We start from the raw sequence: 18,425 nt of genomic DNA on the forward strand, positions 1-18,425 counted from the left end.
GTTCAAAAAAACTGAATACAGAGTTCGATTTATTGCGCTTTCTCTGTGACATGATTGTGAATACAGTGTCATCAAGCACCAGGGCACAGGCCCGTCAATCACATTAAAAAAGGAAACACCCATGAGCAAAGTATTAGTTCTCAAATCCAGTATTCTGGCAGGGTACTCGCAATCTGGTCAGCTGTCCGACTATTTTGTTGAACAATGGCGTGAAAAACACGCGCAAGACGTTATTACCGTGCGCGACCTGGCTGCAAATCCGATCCCGGTACTGGACGGCGAGCTGGTTGGCGCCCTGCGTCCGAGCGATGCGCCGCTGACGCCGCGTCAGCAGGAAGCGCTGGCGCTGTCCGACGAACTGATCGCTGAACTGCAGGCGAACGATGTGATTGTTATTGCGGCGCCGATGTATAACTTCAACATTCCGACTCAGCTGAAAAATTACTTCGACCTGGTGGCTCGCGCTGGCGTCACCTTCCGCTATACCGAGAAAGGGCCAGAAGGTCTGGTAAAAGGAAAACGTGCGGTGGTCGTCACCAGCCGCGGCGGTATCCATAAAGATACCCCGACCGATCTGGTGACCCCGTATCTCTCTACTTTCCTCGGTTTTATCGGCATCACCGACGTGAACTTCGTCTTCGCTGAAGGCATCGCTTACGGTCCGGAAGTCGCAGCGAAAGCGCAGTCTGATGCGAAAGCCGCTATCGACAGCGTCGTTGCCGCATAAGATGTGCCTCCTCCTGCTTCCCGGCGGGAGGAGAGTTTCACTTTTTCTCGTAGCGCAAATACCCCACCACGCCCCCGCCGCCATCTTTCGGATGATTCACGCCATCGTTGACCTCTAAGCAGGGAAAATCGAAGGGCGACACGCCTGCAATGCAGGCCACATTCACCCCGTACTGCTGCGGATTTGAACGCCGCTGATGGAAAGTGTAAATCCCGCATACCGAGCAGAAAAAGTGCACGGCTTCACCGGTGTTAAAGCGATACTCCGTGAGCTTCTCCCGCCCGCGTAAGATATCGATTCCTGAAAGCGGCGCGGAGACCGCAACCGCTCCCCGCATCCGGCAAAATGAACAGTTGCAGCGTCGAGCGGTGTTGAAGCCATCGCTGAGTTCAACGGTAAACGCCACCTCGCCGCAGTGGCATTGAGCGGATAATTTTTCTGCCATGTTTTCCCCTCAGGACGATGACTTTGGCCGTAAATTCTCGTCAAAGATCAGCCGCTTTCTGTCCGGCTCGGCTTCTTTTAGCGGTTCCACCTGATGCAGCGTCTGCTTGCAGCGCTCCACCAGCATCTGATACTCCCGCGTTCCCTGCTTTTTCCAGGCCAGCTCCTGTTCGCTTAACGCGCGGATGGCTTTGGCCGGACTGCCGACAATCAGATGGTTGGCGGGCATTTCAGCATTGGCTTTCACAAAGGCCGAGGCGCCGACAATGCTGTTTTCCCCAATCCTGGCCCCGTCAATAATCACCGCGCTCATGCCCACCAGCGCGTTGCGGCCGATGGTACAGCCGTGCAGAATCGCGCCGTGGCCGATATGTCCCTCCTCCTCCACGACCGTATCCTGGCCGGGAAAGCCGTGCATCACGCAATTGTCCTGGATGTTAGCGCCATCTTTCACCACGATACGGCCAAAATCGCCGCGCAGGCTGGCGTTAGGCCCGACGTAGACCCCTTTGCCGAGGATCACGTCGCCAATCAGCACGGCGGTGGGATGAACATAGCTCTCGTCCGGTACAACCGGCGTCATACCGTCAATCTGATAAATGGGCATGGTGCCTCCTTATACGCCCGACAGTCCGCCGAAACGCTGGAAATAGAGCGGCCCCGGCGCGGGAAGTTCCCCCACCGAGCTTTCGCCCTTCTCGCCGACGAAGGCCAGCGCGCCGGGCGCAACGCGTTGATAAATATTGATGCACAGCTGGCGCGCGGTTTGCCCGGCCCAGTGTGCAGGGAGCAGTTCTTCGGGCAGCAGCGGATCCTTAAGCACCACCCGGCGGTAGAAGTGAATCAGCAGTAGTTGAATGTGAAAGCAGCGTTCGGGCGTCAGTTCTGCGGGCTCGCAGTCGCGAAGCAGCGGCAGCAGAGGACGAAACAAATTGATAAACGTCTCATACATCGCGTTCTGTTCGGTGAGATGCCAGCACTCTTCAACGCGGGCGCGCAGCGCCGCCCGGGAGAGCGCCAGCGGGGAGTGGGCTTCGAAGCAGATGACATTTTCCGCCACGCCCGCGTCGTGCAGCAGAGATTGCACATCCGCCAGCTTTTGCGACGGTGAAGCCAGCAGGCTCGGCGCCAGCGCGCCAAATCCCTGCCATAGCAGCTGTTTTTTGACCTCCGCCAGCGTGCTCTTCTCAAGCCCTTCCGACAGTAGCAGTAGCCAGGTGCCGTCCCATTCCGGGGCGCTGGCGCGATAGATTTTATGTTCGGCGCGGCGAGTCAAGCGCAGACCTTTGTCGCTGAGACGGTAGAAGCTTCGGCGGCCAATGCGCACCACGTCAAGCCACTCTTCTTTATTCAGGCGGAACAGCGCAGTACGCACGAATCGTTCGCCGAAGCCCAGTCCTTCCAGCAGCGCCGCTACGCTGCCGAGCCAGACCTCCCCACCGCGTTGGAGCAAGGCGTCGCCGTATAAAGAAGCAATAAGCGAGGTTCCACTGATGGGCATCGTTTCCGTGGCCTGTTGAATAAAGGTATCGAGTTTACTCATCTGATTCATTCTGTTGTTATTTTTGTCCTTTTTGAATCATAGCACAGGAAATCCCGGAGGCGGTGCTGGCGCACCTGTCCGGGCTACCGGCCCACAGACGGCGATGAACACGTAGCCCGGCTAAGCGCAGCGCAAGCCGGGGAGAGCATCTGAAGCCATGTTGGATACGGCTTCCCGGAGGCGGTGCTGGCGCACCTGTCCGGGCTACCGGCCCGCAGACGGCGATAAACACGTAGCCCGGCTAAGCGCAGCGCAAGCCGGGAAGAGGCCGAGCTGATACATCAATCCCGGCACACTCTCCGGGTCGCGGCGTAAACGCCTTACCCGGGCTACCCCTGTCCGGGCCAGGGAGTTGTGTCGTCGTGTAGCCCGGACAGGCGCAATGCGCCGCCTCCGGGAGAAAACGTTATCCGTTAGCGGCAACCTTGCGCAGGTCGAACACGCGACAGGCCTTGCCCTCGGAACGCGGGATGCTACCGCAGTTGACGATGCTGATATCGGTCGAGATCCCCACCATCGACTTGATCCGATGACGCAACTGATGGCAAATCTGACAGCGCTGCTCGTGGTTCAGCGCCAGACCGCTCTCTTTTAGCTCCACGCGCACCGAAAGTGAATCAAGATGGCCCCGGCGATTAACTTCCAGCTGATAGTGCGGCGCCAGATGTTCGAACTTGAGGATCTCCTCTTCCAGCTGCGACGGGAAGACGTTTACGCCGCGAATAATCAGCATATCGTCGCTGCGTCCGCTAATGCGATCCATCCGACGCATGATACGGGCGGTGCCCGGCAGCAGACGCGTCAGGTCGCGGGTGCGATAGCGGATCACCGGTAGCGCTTCTTTGGTCAGGGTGGTGAACAGCAGCTCGCCGTGTTCACCGTCCCTCAGCGGCGTACCGTTGTCCGGATTCACCACTTCAGGGTAGAAATGGTCTTCCCAGATCGTCGGACCGTCGGCGGTCTCCAGACACTCCATCGCCACCCCCGGCCCCATCACCTCCGACAGACCGTAGATATCCAGCGCCGAAATACCCAGTCGGCGCTCGATTTCCGCCCGCATCGCATGGGTCCACGGCTCCGCGCCGAACACGCCCACCCGCAGGGAGCAGCCGCTGGCGTCGCCGCCCATCTGGCGTTCCAGCTCTTCAATCAGGTTCAGACAATAGGACGGAGTGACCATGATCATATCCGGCTGAAAATCGCGGATTAGCTGAGCTTGTTTTTCGGTCTGCCCGCCGGACATGGGAATGACCGTCGCGCCTAAACGCTCCGCGCCGTAGTGAGCGCCGAGACCGCCGGTAAACAGCCCGTAACCATAGGCAACATGAATTTTGTCTTTCGCCGTCCCGCCCGCCGCGCGCAGGGAGCGTGCGACAATATTGGCCCAGTTATCAATATCGTTTTGCGTATAGCCCACCACCGTCGGCTTGCCGGTGGTGCCCGAAGACGCATGGATGCGCACCACCTGCTCCATCGGCACCGCAAAAGTATCAAACGGATAGTTGTCGCGCAGATCCTGTTTGGTGGTACAGGGAAACTTACTCAGATCGCTCAGTTCGTGAAAATCGTCAGGATGAACGCCCGCCGCATCAAATTTACGGCGATACATCGGCACGTTCTCATACGCATGCTTAAGGGTCCACTTCAGACGCTGGGTTTGCAGGGCCTGTAGCTCGTCGCGCGATGCGGTTTCAATCGGGTCTAATTGAGTTATCGTTGTCATTTTGTAGGGTACTCGCAGGTAGATTCGCTCACACTCGCTCAAGGATCATGGCAATGCCCTGACCCACGCCAATACACATCGTACACAGCGCATAGCGCCCGCTGCGGCGCTGCAGCTCCAGGCTGGCGCTTAATGCCAGCCGGGCGCCGCTCATTCCCAACGGATGGCCTAAGGCGATGGCGCCGCCGTTGGGATTAACATGGGGGGCATCGTCCGCCAGCCCCAGCTCTCTGAGCACGCCCAACGCCTGAGCGGCAAAGGCTTCATTCAGCTCAATCAAGTCCATGTCGTTAATGTTCAGCCCGGCGCGTTCCAGCGCTTTACGTACCGCCGGAACCGGCCCCAGCCCCATAAATTTCGGCTCGACGCCCGCCGTCGCCATGGCCACAATGCGCGCCCGGGGCGTCAGCCCCTGGACGATGGCCTGCTGCGAGCTTGCGATAATCAGCGCCGCGGCGCCGTCGTTGACGCCGGAGGCATTTCCCGCGGTCACTACGCCGCCCTGGCGGAACGGCGTTTTTAGCCGCGAAAGCTGTTCAATGGTGGTGTCCGCTCGCGGATGCTCGTCGTCACGCACGACGTTTACCGCCCCTTTCCGGCCGATAATGTCGACCGGCACGATCTCCTGCGCCAGAATACCGTCGCTCTGAGCCTGCGCCGTCCGCTGCTGGCTGCGGAAAGCGAAAGCGTCCTGATCGGCGCGGCTGATATTTAACAATTCAGCTACATTCTCCGCCGTTTCCGGCATGCTGTCAGTGCCAAATTGCCGCTGCATGAGCGGGTTCACAAAACGCCAGCCGATGGTGGTATCAAACAGCTCGGCCTGGCGCTGATACGGGGCGCTGGCCTTCCCCATCACGAACGGCGCCCGCGACATGGACTCAACGCCGCCGGCGATCATCACATCCGCCTCTCCGGCTTTGATGGCGCGGGCCGCGAAGCCGATGGCGTCCAGACCGGAGCCGCACAGGCGGTTAATGGTGGTACCGGGTACGCTGTGGGGATAGCCCGCCAATAGCGTCGCCATATGGGCCACGTTACGGTTGTCTTCACCGGCCTGGTTGGCGCAGCCGAGAATCACATCATCAATCGATGCCGGGTCGAACTTAGGGTTACGGCTCAGTAGCTCGCGCAGCGGGATGGCGGCCAGGTCATCGGCGCGCACGCTGGCCAGCGCCCCGCCGTAGCGGCCAATCGGCGTGCGGATCCCGTCACAAATATAAGCGTCGCGCATCAGACTTCTCCTGTGATTGTGCCGCCGATGCGGTGCGATTTACCGCGAAACAAGGCAACAACTTTTTGCTGTTGATTGACAATTTCGATGTCATAGACCCCGGTCAGCTTGCCCTGATGCTTGACTCTCGCCGTCGCGGTCAGCAGCTCACCGACAAAGGCCGGGCGCAGAAAATCGATGCTCGCCGCCGACGCGACCGCCGCCAGCCCCTGGCTGTTGCAGGCGTAAGCGAAGGCGGTATCGGCGAGCGAAAACAGCTGCCCGCCGTGGCAGGTATGATGGCCATTGAGCATGTTCGCGGTAACCGCCATGGACATCTGCGCGTAGCCGTCATCCATCTCGATAATCTTGATCCCCAGCGCTTGCGCGCAGTTATCGTTCTCATACATCGCGCGGGCGTTACGCCAGGCTTCATTGCTCATGATGTTTCTCCATCAGCGCCTTCTGACGCAGCAGGGAACAGGGCCGATAGCGCTCCTCGCCGTAGTGCTGTTGTAGGTTCTCCAGCAGCCGCAGTACCCGGCCCCAGCCAAGTGATTCCCCCCACGCCAGCGGACCGCGCGGGTAGTTAACGCCCAGGCGCATGGCGGTATCGATATCCTCGGCGCCGGCAACGCCTTTTTGCAGCGCATCCAGCGCTTCGTTAACCAGCATCACCACCGTCCGCCACACCAGCAGCCCTGGATAGTCGGCGATCTGCAGCACTTTTTTGCCCTGCTGCTGAAAATAGAAAATGGCTTTGTCGGTCGCCGCCTGTGAGGCCGTTTCCGCGCTGGCCAGCACCACCGTTTCGCCCGCGCTATGGTCGTAGACCACCACCGGACGGCCGTGCTGGATGCTCAATGCCAGGGCGGTTTCACCGGTCGTTTCCAGCAGCAGCACCTCGTCCAGCTCGGTGACAACGTCACTTTTAATGCACTTTGCTGCGCGTTCTGCTGATACGGTGGCCAGCGCCAGCTCAGGCTGCGCTTCGCCAGGCCAGCAGTAGACCCCCTGCCCGCTCTTTTTGCCCAGCCGTCCGGCCAGAACCAGCTCCTGCTGCAGCAGCGATGGCAGATAGCGGCGGTCCTGCCAGAAGGCGTTAAACACCGAACAGGTCACCGCAAAGTTAACGTCCTGGCCTATCAGGTCGGTCAACGCCAGCGGCCCCATGGGAAAACCGCCGCCGTCGCGCAGAGCGGCGTCAATCACCTCCGGCGCGGCAACCTGCTCCTCCAGCGCTCGCCACGCTTCGGCATAAAAAGGACGCGCCACGCGGTTGACGATAAAACCGGGCGTCGAACGGCAGCGAACCGGCTGTTTTCCCCAGGCGCAGACCCGCTGGCAGAGCTGTTCAACGACTTCCGCCGAGGTCGCCAGGCCGCTGACCACTTCGACCAGCTTCATCACCGGGGCCGGGTTAAAGAAGTGCAGCCCGGCAATCCGCTCCGGGTGCGCGACTCCAGCGGCGATAGCGGTGATCGATATCGACGACGTGTTGCTGACTAGCAGCGTTGACGGGGAGCAGATTTCAGCCAGCTGTTTGAACAGCGCTTTTTTCACGTCCAGGCGCTCGGAGGCAGCTTCAATAACCAGCTCCGCGCGGGCTAAAGCGCTCAGATCCTCAGCCGGAGACAGACGCGTCAGCAGCGCCTCAGCCTGGCCAGCCGCCAGCTTGCCGCGGCTGACGCGGGAGGCCAGACGTTGACCAATACCGTCGATGGCGCGAACCACCGCCTCAGGATCGATGTCGAAAATCAGTACCGGATGCCCGGCGGCGGCGGCCACCTCGGCAATGCCGGCGCCCATGGTGCCGCTGCCTATTACCGCAACGGTAGGTAACGTTTTGCTCATCGGCTATTTCCCGCTGAATTGAGGTGGACGCTTCGCGAGGAAGGCGCTGACGCCTTCGCGATAGTCGGCGCTGCGTCCGGCCAGGCGCTGATAATCGCGCTCAAGATCGAGCTGCTGATCCAGAGTCTGGGTTTCCGCAAGCTGAAGCGCCTTCTTAATCAGACCGAGGCCATAAGTTGGCTGGGCGGCCAGATGACGGGCCAGCGCCTGGCCGGTCTCTTTCAGCTCGGCATCGTCCACCACCTGCCAGATCATCCCCCACTGAGCGGCCTGCTCTGCGCTCAGGCTATCGCCCAGCAGCGCCAGCCCCATCGCCCTCGCCCGTCCCGCCACGCGCGGCAGAAACCAGCTGCCGCCGCAGTCCGGCACCAGACCAAGCTTGCTGAACGCCATCACGAATTTCGCCGAACGCGCCGCCAGCACGATATCGCAGCCCAGCGCCAGCGTAGCTCCCGCACCCGCCGCGACCCCGTTCACCGCACAAATCACCGGCTTCGGCAGCGCCGCCAGACGGCGCACCAGCGGGTTATAGAAACGCTCAACCGAGAGCCCGAGATCCGGCGCCGGCCCGCTGGGGTCGACGTTACGGTCATTTAAATCCTGCCCGGCGCAAAAACCGCGCCCCGCACCGGTCACCAGCAGGCAGCGTATGCTGTCGTCGCGTTCGGCCTGTTTCAGGCACGCCGCCAGCTGCTGGTGCATCAGGTCGTTAAAACTGTTCAGTCGGTCCGGGCGATTAAGGGTAATCGTCATCACGCCCTGTTCTGTTTCGCTGAGAATGAAAGCTTCCACGATTAGCGTCCTTTAAATTCCGCAGTACGTTTATGGAGAAAGGCGTCGATGCCTTCGCGACGGTCTTCAGTCGCGCTCAGCAAAGTAAATAACTGGCGTTCCTGCTGAATCCCGGCCTGCAGGCTGACCTCCTGCGACAACCGTAAGGCCTGTTTAGCCGCGCGCAGCGCCAGCGGCGAGTGGCGGGCCACGGTTGCTGCCAAAGCGAGTGCATATTCATCGGTGAGCGCTGGCGGATAAACCTCGCTTACCAGCCCCGCCCGCAGCGCCTGCCTGGCATCGATGCTTTCGCCGCTCAATATCATCCGGCTGGCCAGCGCTTTACCGACGCTGCGGATCAGGCGCTGGGTCCCGCCCGCGCCCGGCATAATACCGAGGGTGATTTCCGGCAGGCCAAAACGGGCGTTATCGCCGGCGACTATCAGGTCGCAGAGCAGCGCCAGTTCGCATCCGGCGCCGAGGGCATAGCCGTTTACCGAGGCGATCAGCGGTTTGGTGAAGGCGTCGATACGCGCCCACAGCCGCGGTCGAATATCATCGAGGGTGGCAGGCAGATCTTTTTCCGCCATTTCGTTCAGGTCAGCCCCTGCGGCAAAAAAGCGTTGATTACCGCTAATAACGCAGACGCCGACCGTCGGGTCCAGCGCCGCCGCGTCGAGCACGTCGGCAATTTGCGTCAGCAGCGCGTTATTCAGCGCGTTGCGCGCCTGCGGGCGATTAAGCGTCAGCTGGAGGACGCGCGCGTGGCGAGCAATTAACAGTTCGCTCATGCCATCCCCCGCGCGTCGAAATCGACGATCACATCGCTGCTGGTGGGCAGCGACTGGCAGCTCAGCACGTAACCTGCCGCTACTTCGTCGGCTTCGAGGCCGTAGTTAGCAGCCATCGCTACCTCGCCGCGCAGGACTTTGCATTTACAGGTGGCGCAGACTCCGCCTTTGCAGGCAAACGGCAGATCCGCCCCCTGGCGTAGCGCGGCGTCAAGGATGCTGTCATCCTCTGCGCTGAGGGCGATGGTTCTGTCGCGGCCGTCCTGACGGATTGTGACCGTGCGCCCCTCTGCCTGGACGCCGGTGGCCCGCTTGACGCTGCTGCCCGGGGTATTAAAGCGCTCCAGATGAATCGCTTTCTCCGGTATGCCCAGTTCGCGCAGGGTCATCTCCGCTTCATCCATCATCGCCGCCGGCCCGCAGATAAAGGCGCGCTCAAAGCGGCTGAAATCCAGCAGACGGGCGGCCAGCGCGCGTAGCTTGTCGCCATTGATGCGCCCCTGCAGCAGATCGCTGTCCATCGCCTCCTGGCTGAACAGATGCACCACCTGCAGGCGTTGCGGATAGCGGTCTTTCAGGTCGGCCAGCGCCTGGCGGAACATCATGCTGTGGCTGCTGCGGTTGCCATAAATCAGGGTGAAACGGCTGTCGAGTTCGGTGGCGAGGGTGGCGTCGATAATCGCCATCATCGGCGTAATACCTGAGCCAGCGGCAATCGCCAGGTAGTCCGCGCTGCGCCCGGCCTGCGGCTGGTAGCCAAAGTGGCCCTGCGGCACCATCACCTCCAACGCCATCCCTTGTTGAATGTCGTTCTGGGCATAGCGTGAGAAGCGTCCGCCGTCGATGGCCTTGACCGCCACGCTGATTTCCCCCGGCGTGCGGCTGCGGCAAATGGAGTAGCAGCGACGCAGTTCTTCCCCGCCAAGGCGGGCTTTTAATGTCAGATGCTGGCCCGGACGGAAGGCGTATGCGTTTCGCAGCGCGTCGGGAATGGCAAAGGTGATGGTGACCGCATCGCGGGTTTCCGGCTCCACTTTCGCCACGGTAAGCGAATGAAATGTCGTCATCGCAACCTCAAATACATTTAAAGTAATCAAAGGGTTCCCGGCAGCTGTCGCAGCGATATAGCGCTTTGCAAGCCGTGGAACCGAATTCGCTAATCAGCGAGGTATGGCGGCTGGCGCAGCGCGGGCAGACCACCTCCTCCGGCATATGGGCATGGCAGGCATGACCCTGCGGCGGACTGATGCCGTACTGGCGCAGACGTTCACGCGCCTCCAGCCCCATCCAGTCAGTAGTCCACGGCGGGTCCAGCTGCAGCACGATATGCACCGGCGCGTAGCCGTTTTCCGTCATTGCCGCGCGGATTTCTCCCAACAGATGTTCGGTCGCCGGGCAGCCCGAGTAGGTTGGCGTAAAGCCAATCACCCAGCCATCGCCGCGGCGATCCACGCTGCGCACCATGCCGAGGTCGGTAATCGTCAACACCGGAACTTCCGGGTCGGGAATGGCGCTTAATACCTCCCAGACGGCGTGGATCTCCGGGGGAGCGATATCAACCAGACGTTGCATAACCACCTCCTGCTACCACTGCTGGCCGGGATACGCGCGCTGTAAATACTGCATCTCCGCCAGCAGCGGCCCGAGATGCTCGCTGTGCAGCCCCTGTTTACCGCCGCTGCGGAAGGCCGCTTCTTGCGGGATCTGTAAACCGGAGTCGATCAGCGCCGTATGTACCGCACTCTGCCATTCGCCCTGCAGTTCGCGTGGGTCGACGGCGATGCCCTGCGCGCTCAGCTCAATCTCCAGCTCATCGGCCTGGAACAGCTCGCCGGTAAAGCGCCACAGATTATCGACTGCACTTTGCATTCTCTGCGCCGAAAGCGCCGTGCCGTTGCCCAGGCGCTCCAGCCAGCCACGGCTAAAGCGCTGGTGGTAGCGCACTTCTTTTAACGCTTTGGCGGCGATGGCGGCGAGCTGCGTATCGCGACTGCCGACCAGGCGGCTGAACAGCGCTACGTGCCAGACATCGATAAAAAACTGGCGAGCAAGGGTGTCGGCAAAGTTGCCGTTGGGCTGCTCCGCCAGCAGCAAATTGCGAAACTGACGCTCGTCGCGGCCAAAGGCCAGGGTGTCTTCATCGCCGCTGCCAGCCAGTTCAGCGGCATAGCTGAGGAAATTGCGCGCCTGCCCCAGCAGGTCGAGACCGATATTGGCCAGCGCCAGATCGATCTCCAGCTCCGGCGCGTGGCCGCACCACTCGCCCAGACGCTGGGCCAGCACCAGGCCGTTATCGCCGAGGCGCAGAGCATAAGCTGCAACGGAGTTATCGTTTTTCATCGTCGCCTCACATATGTTCCATGCCGTCGGGCACGGTGTAGAAGGTGGGATGGCGATAGACTTTGCTCTCCGCCGGATCGAAAAATTCACCGCGCTCTTCAGGCTGCGAGGCAACGATTTCGCTGGCCTTCACCACCCAAATCGAACAGCCTTCGCTGCGGCGGGTATAGGCATCGCGGGCATTTTCCAGCGCCATCTGATCATCGGCGGCGTGCAGACTGCCGACGTGGCGGTGTGACAGTCCCTGTTTGCTGCGAACGAACACTTCATATAAAGGCCAATAGTTATTGCTCATCTTTCTTCTCCTTATGCGGCGTCGCGAGCCTGCTGTTTTTGCGTATGCGCCAGCGCGGCTTCCCGCACCCATGCGCCCTCTTCCCACGCCTTGCGTTTAGCGGCCAGACGTTCGTGGTTGCAGATCCCGCGTCCGGCAATGACCTCGTTAAATTCCTGCCAGTCGATGGCGCCAAAGCGGTAGTGGCCGGTGGCTTCATCCCGCTGTAAATCCGGGTCGGGTACGGTCATGCCGAGGATTTCCACCTGCGGAATGGTGTTATCGACAAAGCGCTGGCGCAGCTCATCGTTGGAGTGACGCTTGATTTTCCACGCCATGCTGCGGGCGCTGTTTGGCGAGTTATCATCGTTCGGACCGAACATCATCAGCGCCGGCCACCAGAAACGGTTGATGGCGTCCTGCAGCATCTGCCGCTGCGCGTCGCTACCCTGCGCCAGCGCCATGCAGGCTTCGAATCCCTGGCGCTGATGAAAGCTCTCCTCTTTGCAGATCTTGACCATCGCCCGGGCATAGGGTCCGTAGGAGGTACGGCACAGCGCCACCTGATTGACGATGGCCGCGCCGTCCACCAGCCAGCCGATTACGCCGATGTCCGCCCAGCTCAGAGTCGGGTAGTTGAAGATAGAGGAGTACTTCATCTTGCCGTCGAGCATCTTCTGATACAGATCTTCGCGGGCGCAGCCGAGGGTTTCCGCGGCGCTGTAGAGATACAGACCGTGCCCGGCTTCATCCTGCACTTTCGCCAGCAGAATCGCTTTGCGGCGCAGGGTTGGCGCGCGAGTTATCCAGTTGCCCTCCGGCAGCATGCCGACGATTTCCGAATGCGCGTGCTGACCAATCTGGCGGATCAGCGTTTTGCGGTAGGCTTCCGGCATCCAGTCCTGCGGTTCGATGGCCGTCTCCTGCGCGATGCGCTGGTCAAAGCGTTGTTCTTCTGTCACGTCATCACCTTTTATGATTCCAATAAACTCGACTATAAATAATTTTCGAATCACTTTGTTTTATAAAAGTTACATTCAGGTTAAATAAAACCACAAATTTTGTTTGTTCTTTTTGTGATAGCTACCGCAAAAGCTTTTGTAAACCACATAACTAACAATAGATTAAGTGCTAAACGCAGATCGCCACCGATCACAATGTTAATAAATTATTAAATACAGGCTTGCTTTTTATGATTCACCAAAGAACTATTTATAGATATTTCACGTAACACATCTGGAGATGAAACATGCAGCAGTTAGCCAGCTACTTGTCCGGCACGTGGCAGACCGGCCGGGGCCACGCGCGCACTATCCATCACGCCATCAGCGGCGAAGCGCTATGGGAAGTCACCAGCGAGGGTCTGGATATGGCGCAGGCGCGACGCTTCGCGATTGAGCGCGGCGGCAAAGCGCTGGAGGCGATGACCTTTATTGAGCGCAGCGCAATGCTGAAGGCGGTCGCCAGATATTTGCTGGAGCAGAAGGCGGCGTTGTATACAATCTCTGCCGAAACCGGCGCTACCCGTGCCGACAGCTGGGTGGATATCGAAGGGGGCATTGGCACCCTTTTCACCTACGCCAGCCTTGGCAGCCGCGAGCTGCCGGACGATACCCTGTGGCCGGAAGATGAGCTGATTCCGCTATCAAAACAGGGAGGCTTCGCCGCCCGCCACGTGCTGACCTCGAAGTCCGGCGTGGCAGTGCATATCAACGCTTTTAACTTTCCCTGCTGGGGCATGCTGGAAAAGCTGGCGCCCACCTGGCTTGCCGGGATGCCCGCCATCATCAAACCGGCTACCGCTACCGCGCAGCTGACTCAGGCGATGGTTAAAATGATTGTCGATAGCGGACTGGTGCCGGTGGGCGCAATCAGCCTGATCTGCGGTGGCGCGGGCGATCTGCTCGACCATCTCGATAGCCAGGATGTTGTCACCTTTACCGGCTCGGCCCATACCGGACAGCAGCTGCGGGTGCATCCCAACCTGGTCGCGAAGTCCATTCCCTTCACCATGGAAGCGGATTCGCTAAACTGTTGCGTACTCGGTGACGACGTCACGCCGGAGCAGCCGGAGTTCGCGCTGTTCATTCGCGAAGTGGTACGAGAAATGACGGCGAAGGCCGGGCAAAAGTGCACCGCCATCCGCCGTATTATCGTGCCGCAGGCACAGGTTAAAGCGGTGAGCGACGCGCTGGTTACGCGCCTGCAAAAAGTGGCGTTCGGTGACCCGGCGCAGGAAGGCGTTAAGATGGGCGCGTTGGTCAACCACGAACAGCGTCAGGACGTACAGGATAATGTAAACCGTCTGATCGAAGCGGGATGTGAAGTGTTGCTGGGTGGTCGCGCGGATCTCAACGCCGCGGGCGCATTCTTCCCGCCGACGCTGCTGTTCTGCCCGCAGCCGGATGAGACCCCGGCGGTACACGCCATTGAAGCGTTCGGCCCCGTGGCTACTCTGATGCCCTATCAGAGCGTCGAGCATGCGATGGCCCTGGCGCGGGCCGGTGAAGGTAGCCTGGCAGGCACGCTGGTCACCGCCAGCGGAAAACTGGCGCGCGCGTTTATTCTCGGCGCCGCCCGCGCCCACGGGCGTATTCAGGTACTGAACGAAGAGTCTTCCGCAGAGTCCACCGGCCACGGCTCCCCGCTGCCGCAGCTGGTACACGGCGGTCCGGGGCGCGCCGGCGGCGGTGAAGAGCTGGGCGGCCTGCGGGCGGTGAAGCACTATATGCAGCGCACCGCGATTCAGGGTAGCCCGACGATGCTCGCCGCCATCGGCCAGCAGTGGGTGCGCGGCGCGCAGGTGGTGGAAGACCGCATTCACCCGTTCCGCAAATATTTCGAGGAGATCCAGCCGGGCGACAGCCTGTTGACTCCGCGCCGCACGCTGACCGAGGCGGATATCGTCAACTTCGCCTGCCTGAGCGGCGATCACTTTTACGCCCATATGGATAAGATTGCCGCGGCGGAGTCGATTTTCGGCGAACGCGTGGTGCACGGCTACTTCCTGATTTCCGCCGCTGCCGGGCTGTTTGTTGACGCCGGGGTCGGCCCGGTGATCGCCAACTACGGGATGGAGAATCTGCGCTTCATCGAGCCGGTGAAGCCGGGCGATACCATCCAGGTACGCCTGACCTGCAAGCGTAAAACGGTGAAACGTCAGCGCAACGCTGAAGAGAAAGCGACCGGCGTCGTTGAGTGGGCGGTAGAGATTTTTAATCAGCACCAGCAGGCGGTCGCCCTCTACTCCATTCTGACCCTGGTGGCCCGCCAGCAGGGGGATTTTGCCGGGTAAATATTAGAAATTCTCCCATCTTTATCGCCATCTTCATGCCTCTGCGGAGGCATTTTTTATAACTGGCAAAACTGACAAACAACCTGGCAAAAGCAGGCAAACGCCCCGGCGCTGACCGCTGTTAGCTTAACGATAGACAAGCCGACATTCGCAGCGGCACTGCACAACACAACAATAAGGTGAGGTCACAATGGCGATTCTTTCCCCCCGCAAGACGGCTATGGCGCTGGCTGTCGCCCTGTTTTGCGCCTGGCAAAGCCCGGCGTTCGCCCACGGAGGCGAAGCGCATATGGTCCCGATGGATAAAACCCTGCAGGATTTCGGCGCAGACGTTCAGTGGGATGACTACGCGCAGATGTATACCCTGATCAAAGACGGCGCTTACGTGAAGGTTAAACCGGGGGCGAAAACGGCCATCGTCAACGGCAAAACCCTCGATTTGCTGGTGCCGGTGGTGATCAAAGAGGGTAAAGCGTGGGTTTCTGACGCCTTCATCAACGATGTCTTCCAGTCCGGTCTCGATCAGACCTTTCAGGTGGAAAAAAGCCCGCATCCGCTGAATTCGCTGTCAGCGGCGGAAATCAGCGCAGCGGTCGCTATCGTTAAAGCCGCTGCGGATTTCAAACCTAATACTCGCTTTAGCGAAGTCTCCCTGCGCGAGCCCGATAAAGCCGCCGTCTGGGCCTTTGCTCTTCAGGGCACACCGGTCGACGCCCCTCGCGCTGCCGACGTGATTATGCTCGACGGCAAGCACGTTATTGAGGCAGTGGTGGATTTACAGAATAAAAAGGTGCTTTCATGGACGCCGATTAAAGACGCCCACGGCATGGTGCTGCTGGATGATTTCGCCAGCGTGCAGAACATCATCAACGCCAGCAGCGAATTTGCCGAAGTGTTAAAAAAACACGGCATCGACGACCCGAGCAAGGTGATTACCACCCCGCTAACCGTCGGCTACTTCGACGGCAAAGATGGCCTCAAGCAGGATGCGCGGCTGCTGAAAGTGGTCAGCTATCTTGACGTTGGCGACGGTAACTACTGGGCGCATCCGATTGAAAATCTGGTCGCGGTAGTCGACCTCGAACAGAAGAAGATTATTAAAATTGAAGAAGGTCCGACGATCCCGGTACCGATGGCAGCCCGCCCCTATGACGGGCGCGACCGCGTGGCACCGAAGGTTAAACCCCTCGATATCATCGAGCCGGAAGGCAAAAACTACACCATTACCGGCGATGTGATCCACTGGCAAAACTGGGATTTCCACCTGCGCATGAACTCCCGCGTTGGGCCGATTCTCTCCACCGTGACATATAACGATAACGGCAAGAAACGTCAGGTGATGTACGAAGGATCGCTCGGTGGAATGATCGTGCCCTACGGCGACCCGGACGTGGGCTGGTACTTTAAGGCCTATCTCGATTCCGGCGACTACGGCATGGGCACCCTGACCTCACCTATCGTCCGCGGTAAAGACGCGCCGTCCAACGCGGTCCTGCTGGATGAAACCATCGCCGACTATACCGGCACACCCACTACCATTCCGCGCGCGATCGCTATTTTCGAACGCTACGCCGGGCCGGAGTATAAACATCAAGAGATGGGCAAGCCGAACGTCAGTACCGAGCGCCGCGAACTGGTGGTGCGCTGGATCAGTACCGTCGGCAACTACGACTATATCTTTGACTGGGTATTCCACGAAAACGGCACAATCGGCATTGACGCCGGAGCCACCGGCATCGAAGCGGTTAAAGGCGTGAAAGCGAAGACTATGCATGACCCGAGCGCCAAAGAGGACACCCGCTACGGCACGCTGATTGACCATAATATTGTCGGCACCACCCACCAGCATATTTATAACTTCCGCCTCGATCTTGACGTTGACGGAGAGAACAACACGCTGGTGGCCATGGACCCGGAAGTGAAGCCGAATACCGCCGGCGGCCCGCGCAGCAGCACCATGCAGATCAATCAGTACACGATTGATAGCGAGCAGAAAGCGGCGCAGAAATTTGACCCGGGCACCATCCGTCTGCTAAGCAATACCACCAGGGAAAACCGGATGGGTAATCCGGTGTCGTATCAGATTATCCCTTACGCGGGCGGCACGCATCCGGTCGCTACCGGGGCAAAATTTGCCCCTGATGAGTGGATTTACCATCGCCTGAGCTTTATGGATAAACAGCTGTGGGTCACCCGCTATCATCCGACCGAACGCTTCCCGGAAGGTAAGTACCCTAACCGTTCAATTCACGACACCGGCCTCGGCCAGTACGCGAAAGATGATGAATCCCTGGACAACCACGATGATGTCGTGTGGATCACCACCGGTACCACCCACGTGGCCCGCGCCGAGGAGTGGCCGATTATGCCGACCGAGTGGGCGCATGCGCTGCTGAAACCGTGGAACTTCTTTGACGAGACGCCGACGCTTGGCGAGAAGAAGGAGTAAGGTGGCTTAGACGCTAAACGGCGATAAAACCAGGGTCTGGGGCTATCGCCGTTCTCAGCTTATTCAGAAGAATGCCCTGCCGCTCCGCTCTCCTGAGCTCATTAAGGGACGGCACCATAATCAGCCCGGCAGCTTTAATGCGGGAGTGAATTAGCCCGGGCGGCTAAGGGCCGGGGCGAACGGTAGCAGCCGTAAACGATATTGAGCGAGTTCGCCGCAAACGCCGCATTTCATCGCCAGGCTTTATCAATGCTCAAACCGTTAAATGGGTTAAGTGAAGTCCCTAAGGTTCATTTACGAACTTATCGGCTTCAGGAGAATAGCGCTGATAAACGCATGCCAGCTTATGCCCGTCAGGATCGCGCAGATAAGCAACATAAAAGTCGGGTCCGTATGCGGGACGTGTACCTGGCTCGCCTTCACTCTCCCCTCCCGCAAGGAGACCTGCTGCATGGAATCGTCTGACAATGTCAGCATTATCTGCATGAAATGCGAACATTGTCCCGTTTCCCGCCGTTGCGGGATGGCGGTCAAAAGGAGGACAGATGCAGAAGTTGAATACCTCATCCGGATTATTTTCATCTCCCCACATTGCCCAGCTTTCTGTCCAGGCAGGCAATCGCGAGTAGCCAAGAACCTTAAAAATAGCGTCATAAAAGTCCACGGCGCGCTGAAAGTTATTTGTACCTATAGTGATATAAGCCAGCATCTTATTGCATCCTCTTTGCCCTTTTCCCGAACATATAGTACAGCACATTAAGAATACATTTTACCCGCACAACCATAACGCGGGAGTTCATGGATGCTGGTGGGCGGCCTGGTGCCAGAAGCCGAAGTTTATACTCTGAAAGCTAAACGCTGTGGAGAGACATTAAGAGAGTAAGAAGGTCGATTCTATTAATGAAAAAAGCCTGCATTCAATAAGTTAAGTGATTGTGATTCAAAAGATCATAAGAGGCGCATCAAGTCGTCACAACTTCACGCGCCTCTTAAGGGAATGA

The 18,425-nt window shown here is 59.3% G+C and carries 18 protein-coding genes; 3 read left to right on the forward strand and 15 right to left on the reverse strand.

Features of this window, described 5'->3' with window-relative positions:
• The first annotated feature begins 121 nt into the window (after window positions 1-121).
• Window positions 122-727, forward strand: coding sequence for an FMN-dependent NADH-azoreductase (gene azoR / locus ABLV11_RS25925; RefSeq protein WP_004101701.1), 606 nt, complete (start codon window positions 122-124; stop codon window positions 725-727).
• Window positions 728-764: 37 nt separating this feature from the next.
• Here the strand turns inward: azoR and ABLV11_RS25930 are convergent, their stop codons facing one another.
• The 14 genes from ABLV11_RS25930 to paaA all read right to left on the reverse strand — a co-directional run bounded on the left by ABLV11_RS25930 (window position 765) and on the right by paaA (window position 12,642).
• Window positions 765-1,172, reverse strand: coding sequence for a GFA family protein (locus ABLV11_RS25930; RefSeq protein ID WP_126489065.1), 408 nt, complete (start codon window positions 1,170-1,172; stop codon window positions 765-767).
• Window positions 1,173-1,181: 9 nt separating this feature from the next.
• Window positions 1,182-1,778 (reverse strand): phenylacetic acid degradation protein PaaY, encoded by a 597-nt coding sequence (gene paaY, locus ABLV11_RS25935; protein WP_016807877.1) that lies wholly within the window; start codon window positions 1,776-1,778, stop codon window positions 1,182-1,184.
• 9 nt (window positions 1,779-1,787) lie between these two features.
• The gene (gene paaX / locus ABLV11_RS25940; protein ID WP_024274100.1) at window positions 1,788-2,714 is read right to left on the reverse strand and encodes a phenylacetic acid degradation operon negative regulatory protein PaaX; all 927 of its coding nucleotides are present in this window, start codon (window positions 2,712-2,714) and stop codon (window positions 1,788-1,790) included.
• Window positions 2,715-3,120: 406 nt separating this feature from the next.
• Window positions 3,121-4,437 (reverse strand): phenylacetate--CoA ligase PaaK, encoded by a 1,317-nt coding sequence (gene paaK, locus ABLV11_RS25945; protein ID WP_126489064.1) that lies wholly within the window; start codon window positions 4,435-4,437, stop codon window positions 3,121-3,123.
• A 28-nt stretch (window positions 4,438-4,465) separates the two neighbouring features.
• A complete protein-coding gene (gene pcaF / locus ABLV11_RS25950; RefSeq protein ID WP_126489063.1) occupies window positions 4,466-5,671 on the reverse strand; it encodes a 3-oxoadipyl-CoA thiolase in 1,206 nt (401 codons plus the stop codon).
• A complete protein-coding gene (gene paaI, locus ABLV11_RS25955) occupies window positions 5,671-6,093 on the reverse strand; it encodes a hydroxyphenylacetyl-CoA thioesterase PaaI (protein ID WP_004101689.1) in 423 nt (140 codons plus the stop codon). The genes pcaF and paaI overlap by 1 nt, the downstream gene beginning before the upstream one ends.
• Window positions 6,083-7,504, reverse strand: a complete 1,422-nt coding sequence (locus ABLV11_RS25960; RefSeq protein WP_126489062.1) for a 3-hydroxyacyl-CoA dehydrogenase — start codon at window positions 7,502-7,504, stop codon at window positions 6,083-6,085. Before ABLV11_RS25960 ends, paaI begins: the two co-directional genes overlap by 11 nt.
• 3 nt (window positions 7,505-7,507) lie before the next feature.
• Window positions 7,508-8,296, reverse strand: a complete 789-nt coding sequence (gene paaG, locus ABLV11_RS25965; protein WP_024274096.1) for a 2-(1,2-epoxy-1,2-dihydrophenyl)acetyl-CoA isomerase PaaG — start codon at window positions 8,294-8,296, stop codon at window positions 7,508-7,510.
• Between the two features lie 2 nt (window positions 8,297-8,298).
• Window positions 8,299-9,066 carry a 2,3-dehydroadipyl-CoA hydratase PaaF gene (gene paaF / locus ABLV11_RS25970; RefSeq protein ID WP_004101684.1) on the reverse strand — a complete coding sequence of 256 codons (768 nt, stop codon included), beginning with the start codon at window positions 9,064-9,066 and terminating at the stop codon, window positions 8,299-8,301.
• On the reverse strand, window positions 9,063-10,133 hold the full coding sequence (paaE, locus tag ABLV11_RS25975; protein WP_224250507.1) for a 1,2-phenylacetyl-CoA epoxidase subunit PaaE: 1,071 nt from the start codon (window positions 10,131-10,133) through the stop codon (window positions 9,063-9,065). The genes paaF and paaE overlap by 4 nt, the downstream gene beginning before the upstream one ends.
• A gap of 7 nt (window positions 10,134-10,140) precedes the next feature.
• Window positions 10,141-10,638, reverse strand: a complete 498-nt coding sequence (gene paaD / locus ABLV11_RS25980) for a 1,2-phenylacetyl-CoA epoxidase subunit PaaD (protein WP_126489060.1) — start codon at window positions 10,636-10,638, stop codon at window positions 10,141-10,143.
• 12 nt (window positions 10,639-10,650) lie between these two features.
• Complete coding sequence (paaC, locus tag ABLV11_RS25985) at window positions 10,651-11,406, reverse strand: 1,2-phenylacetyl-CoA epoxidase subunit PaaC (RefSeq protein WP_053064837.1); 756 nt, start codon at window positions 11,404-11,406, stop codon at window positions 10,651-10,653.
• A 7-nt stretch (window positions 11,407-11,413) separates the two neighbouring features.
• The gene (paaB, locus tag ABLV11_RS25990; RefSeq protein WP_004101679.1) at window positions 11,414-11,701 is read right to left on the reverse strand and encodes a 1,2-phenylacetyl-CoA epoxidase subunit PaaB; all 288 of its coding nucleotides are present in this window, start codon (window positions 11,699-11,701) and stop codon (window positions 11,414-11,416) included.
• A gap of 11 nt (window positions 11,702-11,712) precedes the next feature.
• Window positions 11,713-12,642, reverse strand: a complete 930-nt coding sequence (gene paaA / locus ABLV11_RS25995; RefSeq protein ID WP_064373523.1) for a 1,2-phenylacetyl-CoA epoxidase subunit PaaA — start codon at window positions 12,640-12,642, stop codon at window positions 11,713-11,715.
• Window positions 12,643-12,929: 287 nt separating this feature from the next.
• Between paaA and paaZ the strand changes: the two genes are divergently transcribed.
• Together paaZ and tynA are read left to right on the forward strand one after the other, a co-directional pair.
• Window positions 12,930-14,975: a phenylacetic acid degradation bifunctional protein PaaZ gene (paaZ, locus tag ABLV11_RS26000; protein ID WP_126489059.1), complete on the forward strand. Its 2,046-nt coding sequence runs from the start codon at window positions 12,930-12,932 to the stop codon at window positions 14,973-14,975.
• Between the two features lie 190 nt (window positions 14,976-15,165).
• A complete protein-coding gene (gene tynA, locus ABLV11_RS26005; RefSeq protein ID WP_126489058.1) occupies window positions 15,166-17,424 on the forward strand; it encodes a primary-amine oxidase in 2,259 nt (752 codons plus the stop codon).
• 283 nt (window positions 17,425-17,707) lie between these two features.
• Here tynA and ABLV11_RS26010 read toward each other — a convergent pair whose 3' ends face one another.
• Window positions 17,708-18,133 (reverse strand): VOC family protein, encoded by a 426-nt coding sequence (locus ABLV11_RS26010; RefSeq protein ID WP_004112669.1) that lies wholly within the window; start codon window positions 18,131-18,133, stop codon window positions 17,708-17,710.
• Window positions 18,134-18,425: the final 292 nt, after the last annotated feature.

This window comes from Klebsiella sp. GW_Kp181 (assembly GCF_040062315.1).
Taxonomy (GTDB): Bacteria; Pseudomonadota; Gammaproteobacteria; order Enterobacterales; family Enterobacteriaceae; genus Klebsiella; species Klebsiella oxytoca.

Coding starts and splice junctions, on each gene's coding strand:
- azoR (WP_004101701.1), top strand. CDS start 122: ATGAGCAAAGTATTAGTTCTCAAATCCAGTATTCTGGCAGGGTACTCG.
- ABLV11_RS25930 (WP_126489065.1), bottom strand. CDS start 1,172: ATGGCAGAAAAATTATCCGCTCAATGCCACTGCGGCGAGGTGGCGTTT.
- paaY (WP_016807877.1), bottom strand. CDS start 1,778: ATGCCCATTTATCAGATTGACGGTATGACGCCGGTTGTACCGGACGAG.
- paaX (WP_024274100.1), bottom strand. CDS start 2,714: ATGAGTAAACTCGATACCTTTATTCAACAGGCCACGGAAACGATGCCC.
- paaK (WP_126489064.1), bottom strand. CDS start 4,437: ATGACAACGATAACTCAATTAGACCCGATTGAAACCGCATCGCGCGAC.
- pcaF (WP_126489063.1), bottom strand. CDS start 5,671: ATGCGCGACGCTTATATTTGTGACGGGATCCGCACGCCGATTGGCCGC.
- paaI (WP_004101689.1), bottom strand. CDS start 6,093: ATGAGCAATGAAGCCTGGCGTAACGCCCGCGCGATGTATGAGAACGAT.
- ABLV11_RS25960 (WP_126489062.1), bottom strand. CDS start 7,504: ATGAGCAAAACGTTACCTACCGTTGCGGTAATAGGCAGCGGCACCATG.
- paaF (WP_004101684.1), bottom strand. CDS start 9,066: ATGAGCGAACTGTTAATTGCTCGCCACGCGCGCGTCCTCCAGCTGACG.
- paaE (WP_224250507.1), bottom strand. CDS start 10,133: ATGACGACATTTCATTCGCTTACCGTGGCGAAAGTGGAGCCGGAAACC.
- paaD (WP_126489060.1), bottom strand. CDS start 10,638: ATGCAACGTCTGGTTGATATCGCTCCCCCGGAGATCCACGCCGTCTGG.
- paaC (WP_053064837.1), bottom strand. CDS start 11,406: ATGAAAAACGATAACTCCGTTGCAGCTTATGCTCTGCGCCTCGGCGAT.
- paaB (WP_004101679.1), bottom strand. CDS start 11,701: ATGAGCAATAACTATTGGCCTTTATATGAAGTGTTCGTTCGCAGCAAA.
- paaZ (WP_126489059.1), top strand. CDS start 12,930: ATGCAGCAGTTAGCCAGCTACTTGTCCGGCACGTGGCAGACCGGCCGG.
- tynA (WP_126489058.1), top strand. CDS start 15,166: ATGGCGATTCTTTCCCCCCGCAAGACGGCTATGGCGCTGGCTGTCGCC.
- ABLV11_RS26010 (WP_004112669.1), bottom strand. CDS start 18,133: ATGCTGGCTTATATCACTATAGGTACAAATAACTTTCAGCGCGCCGTG.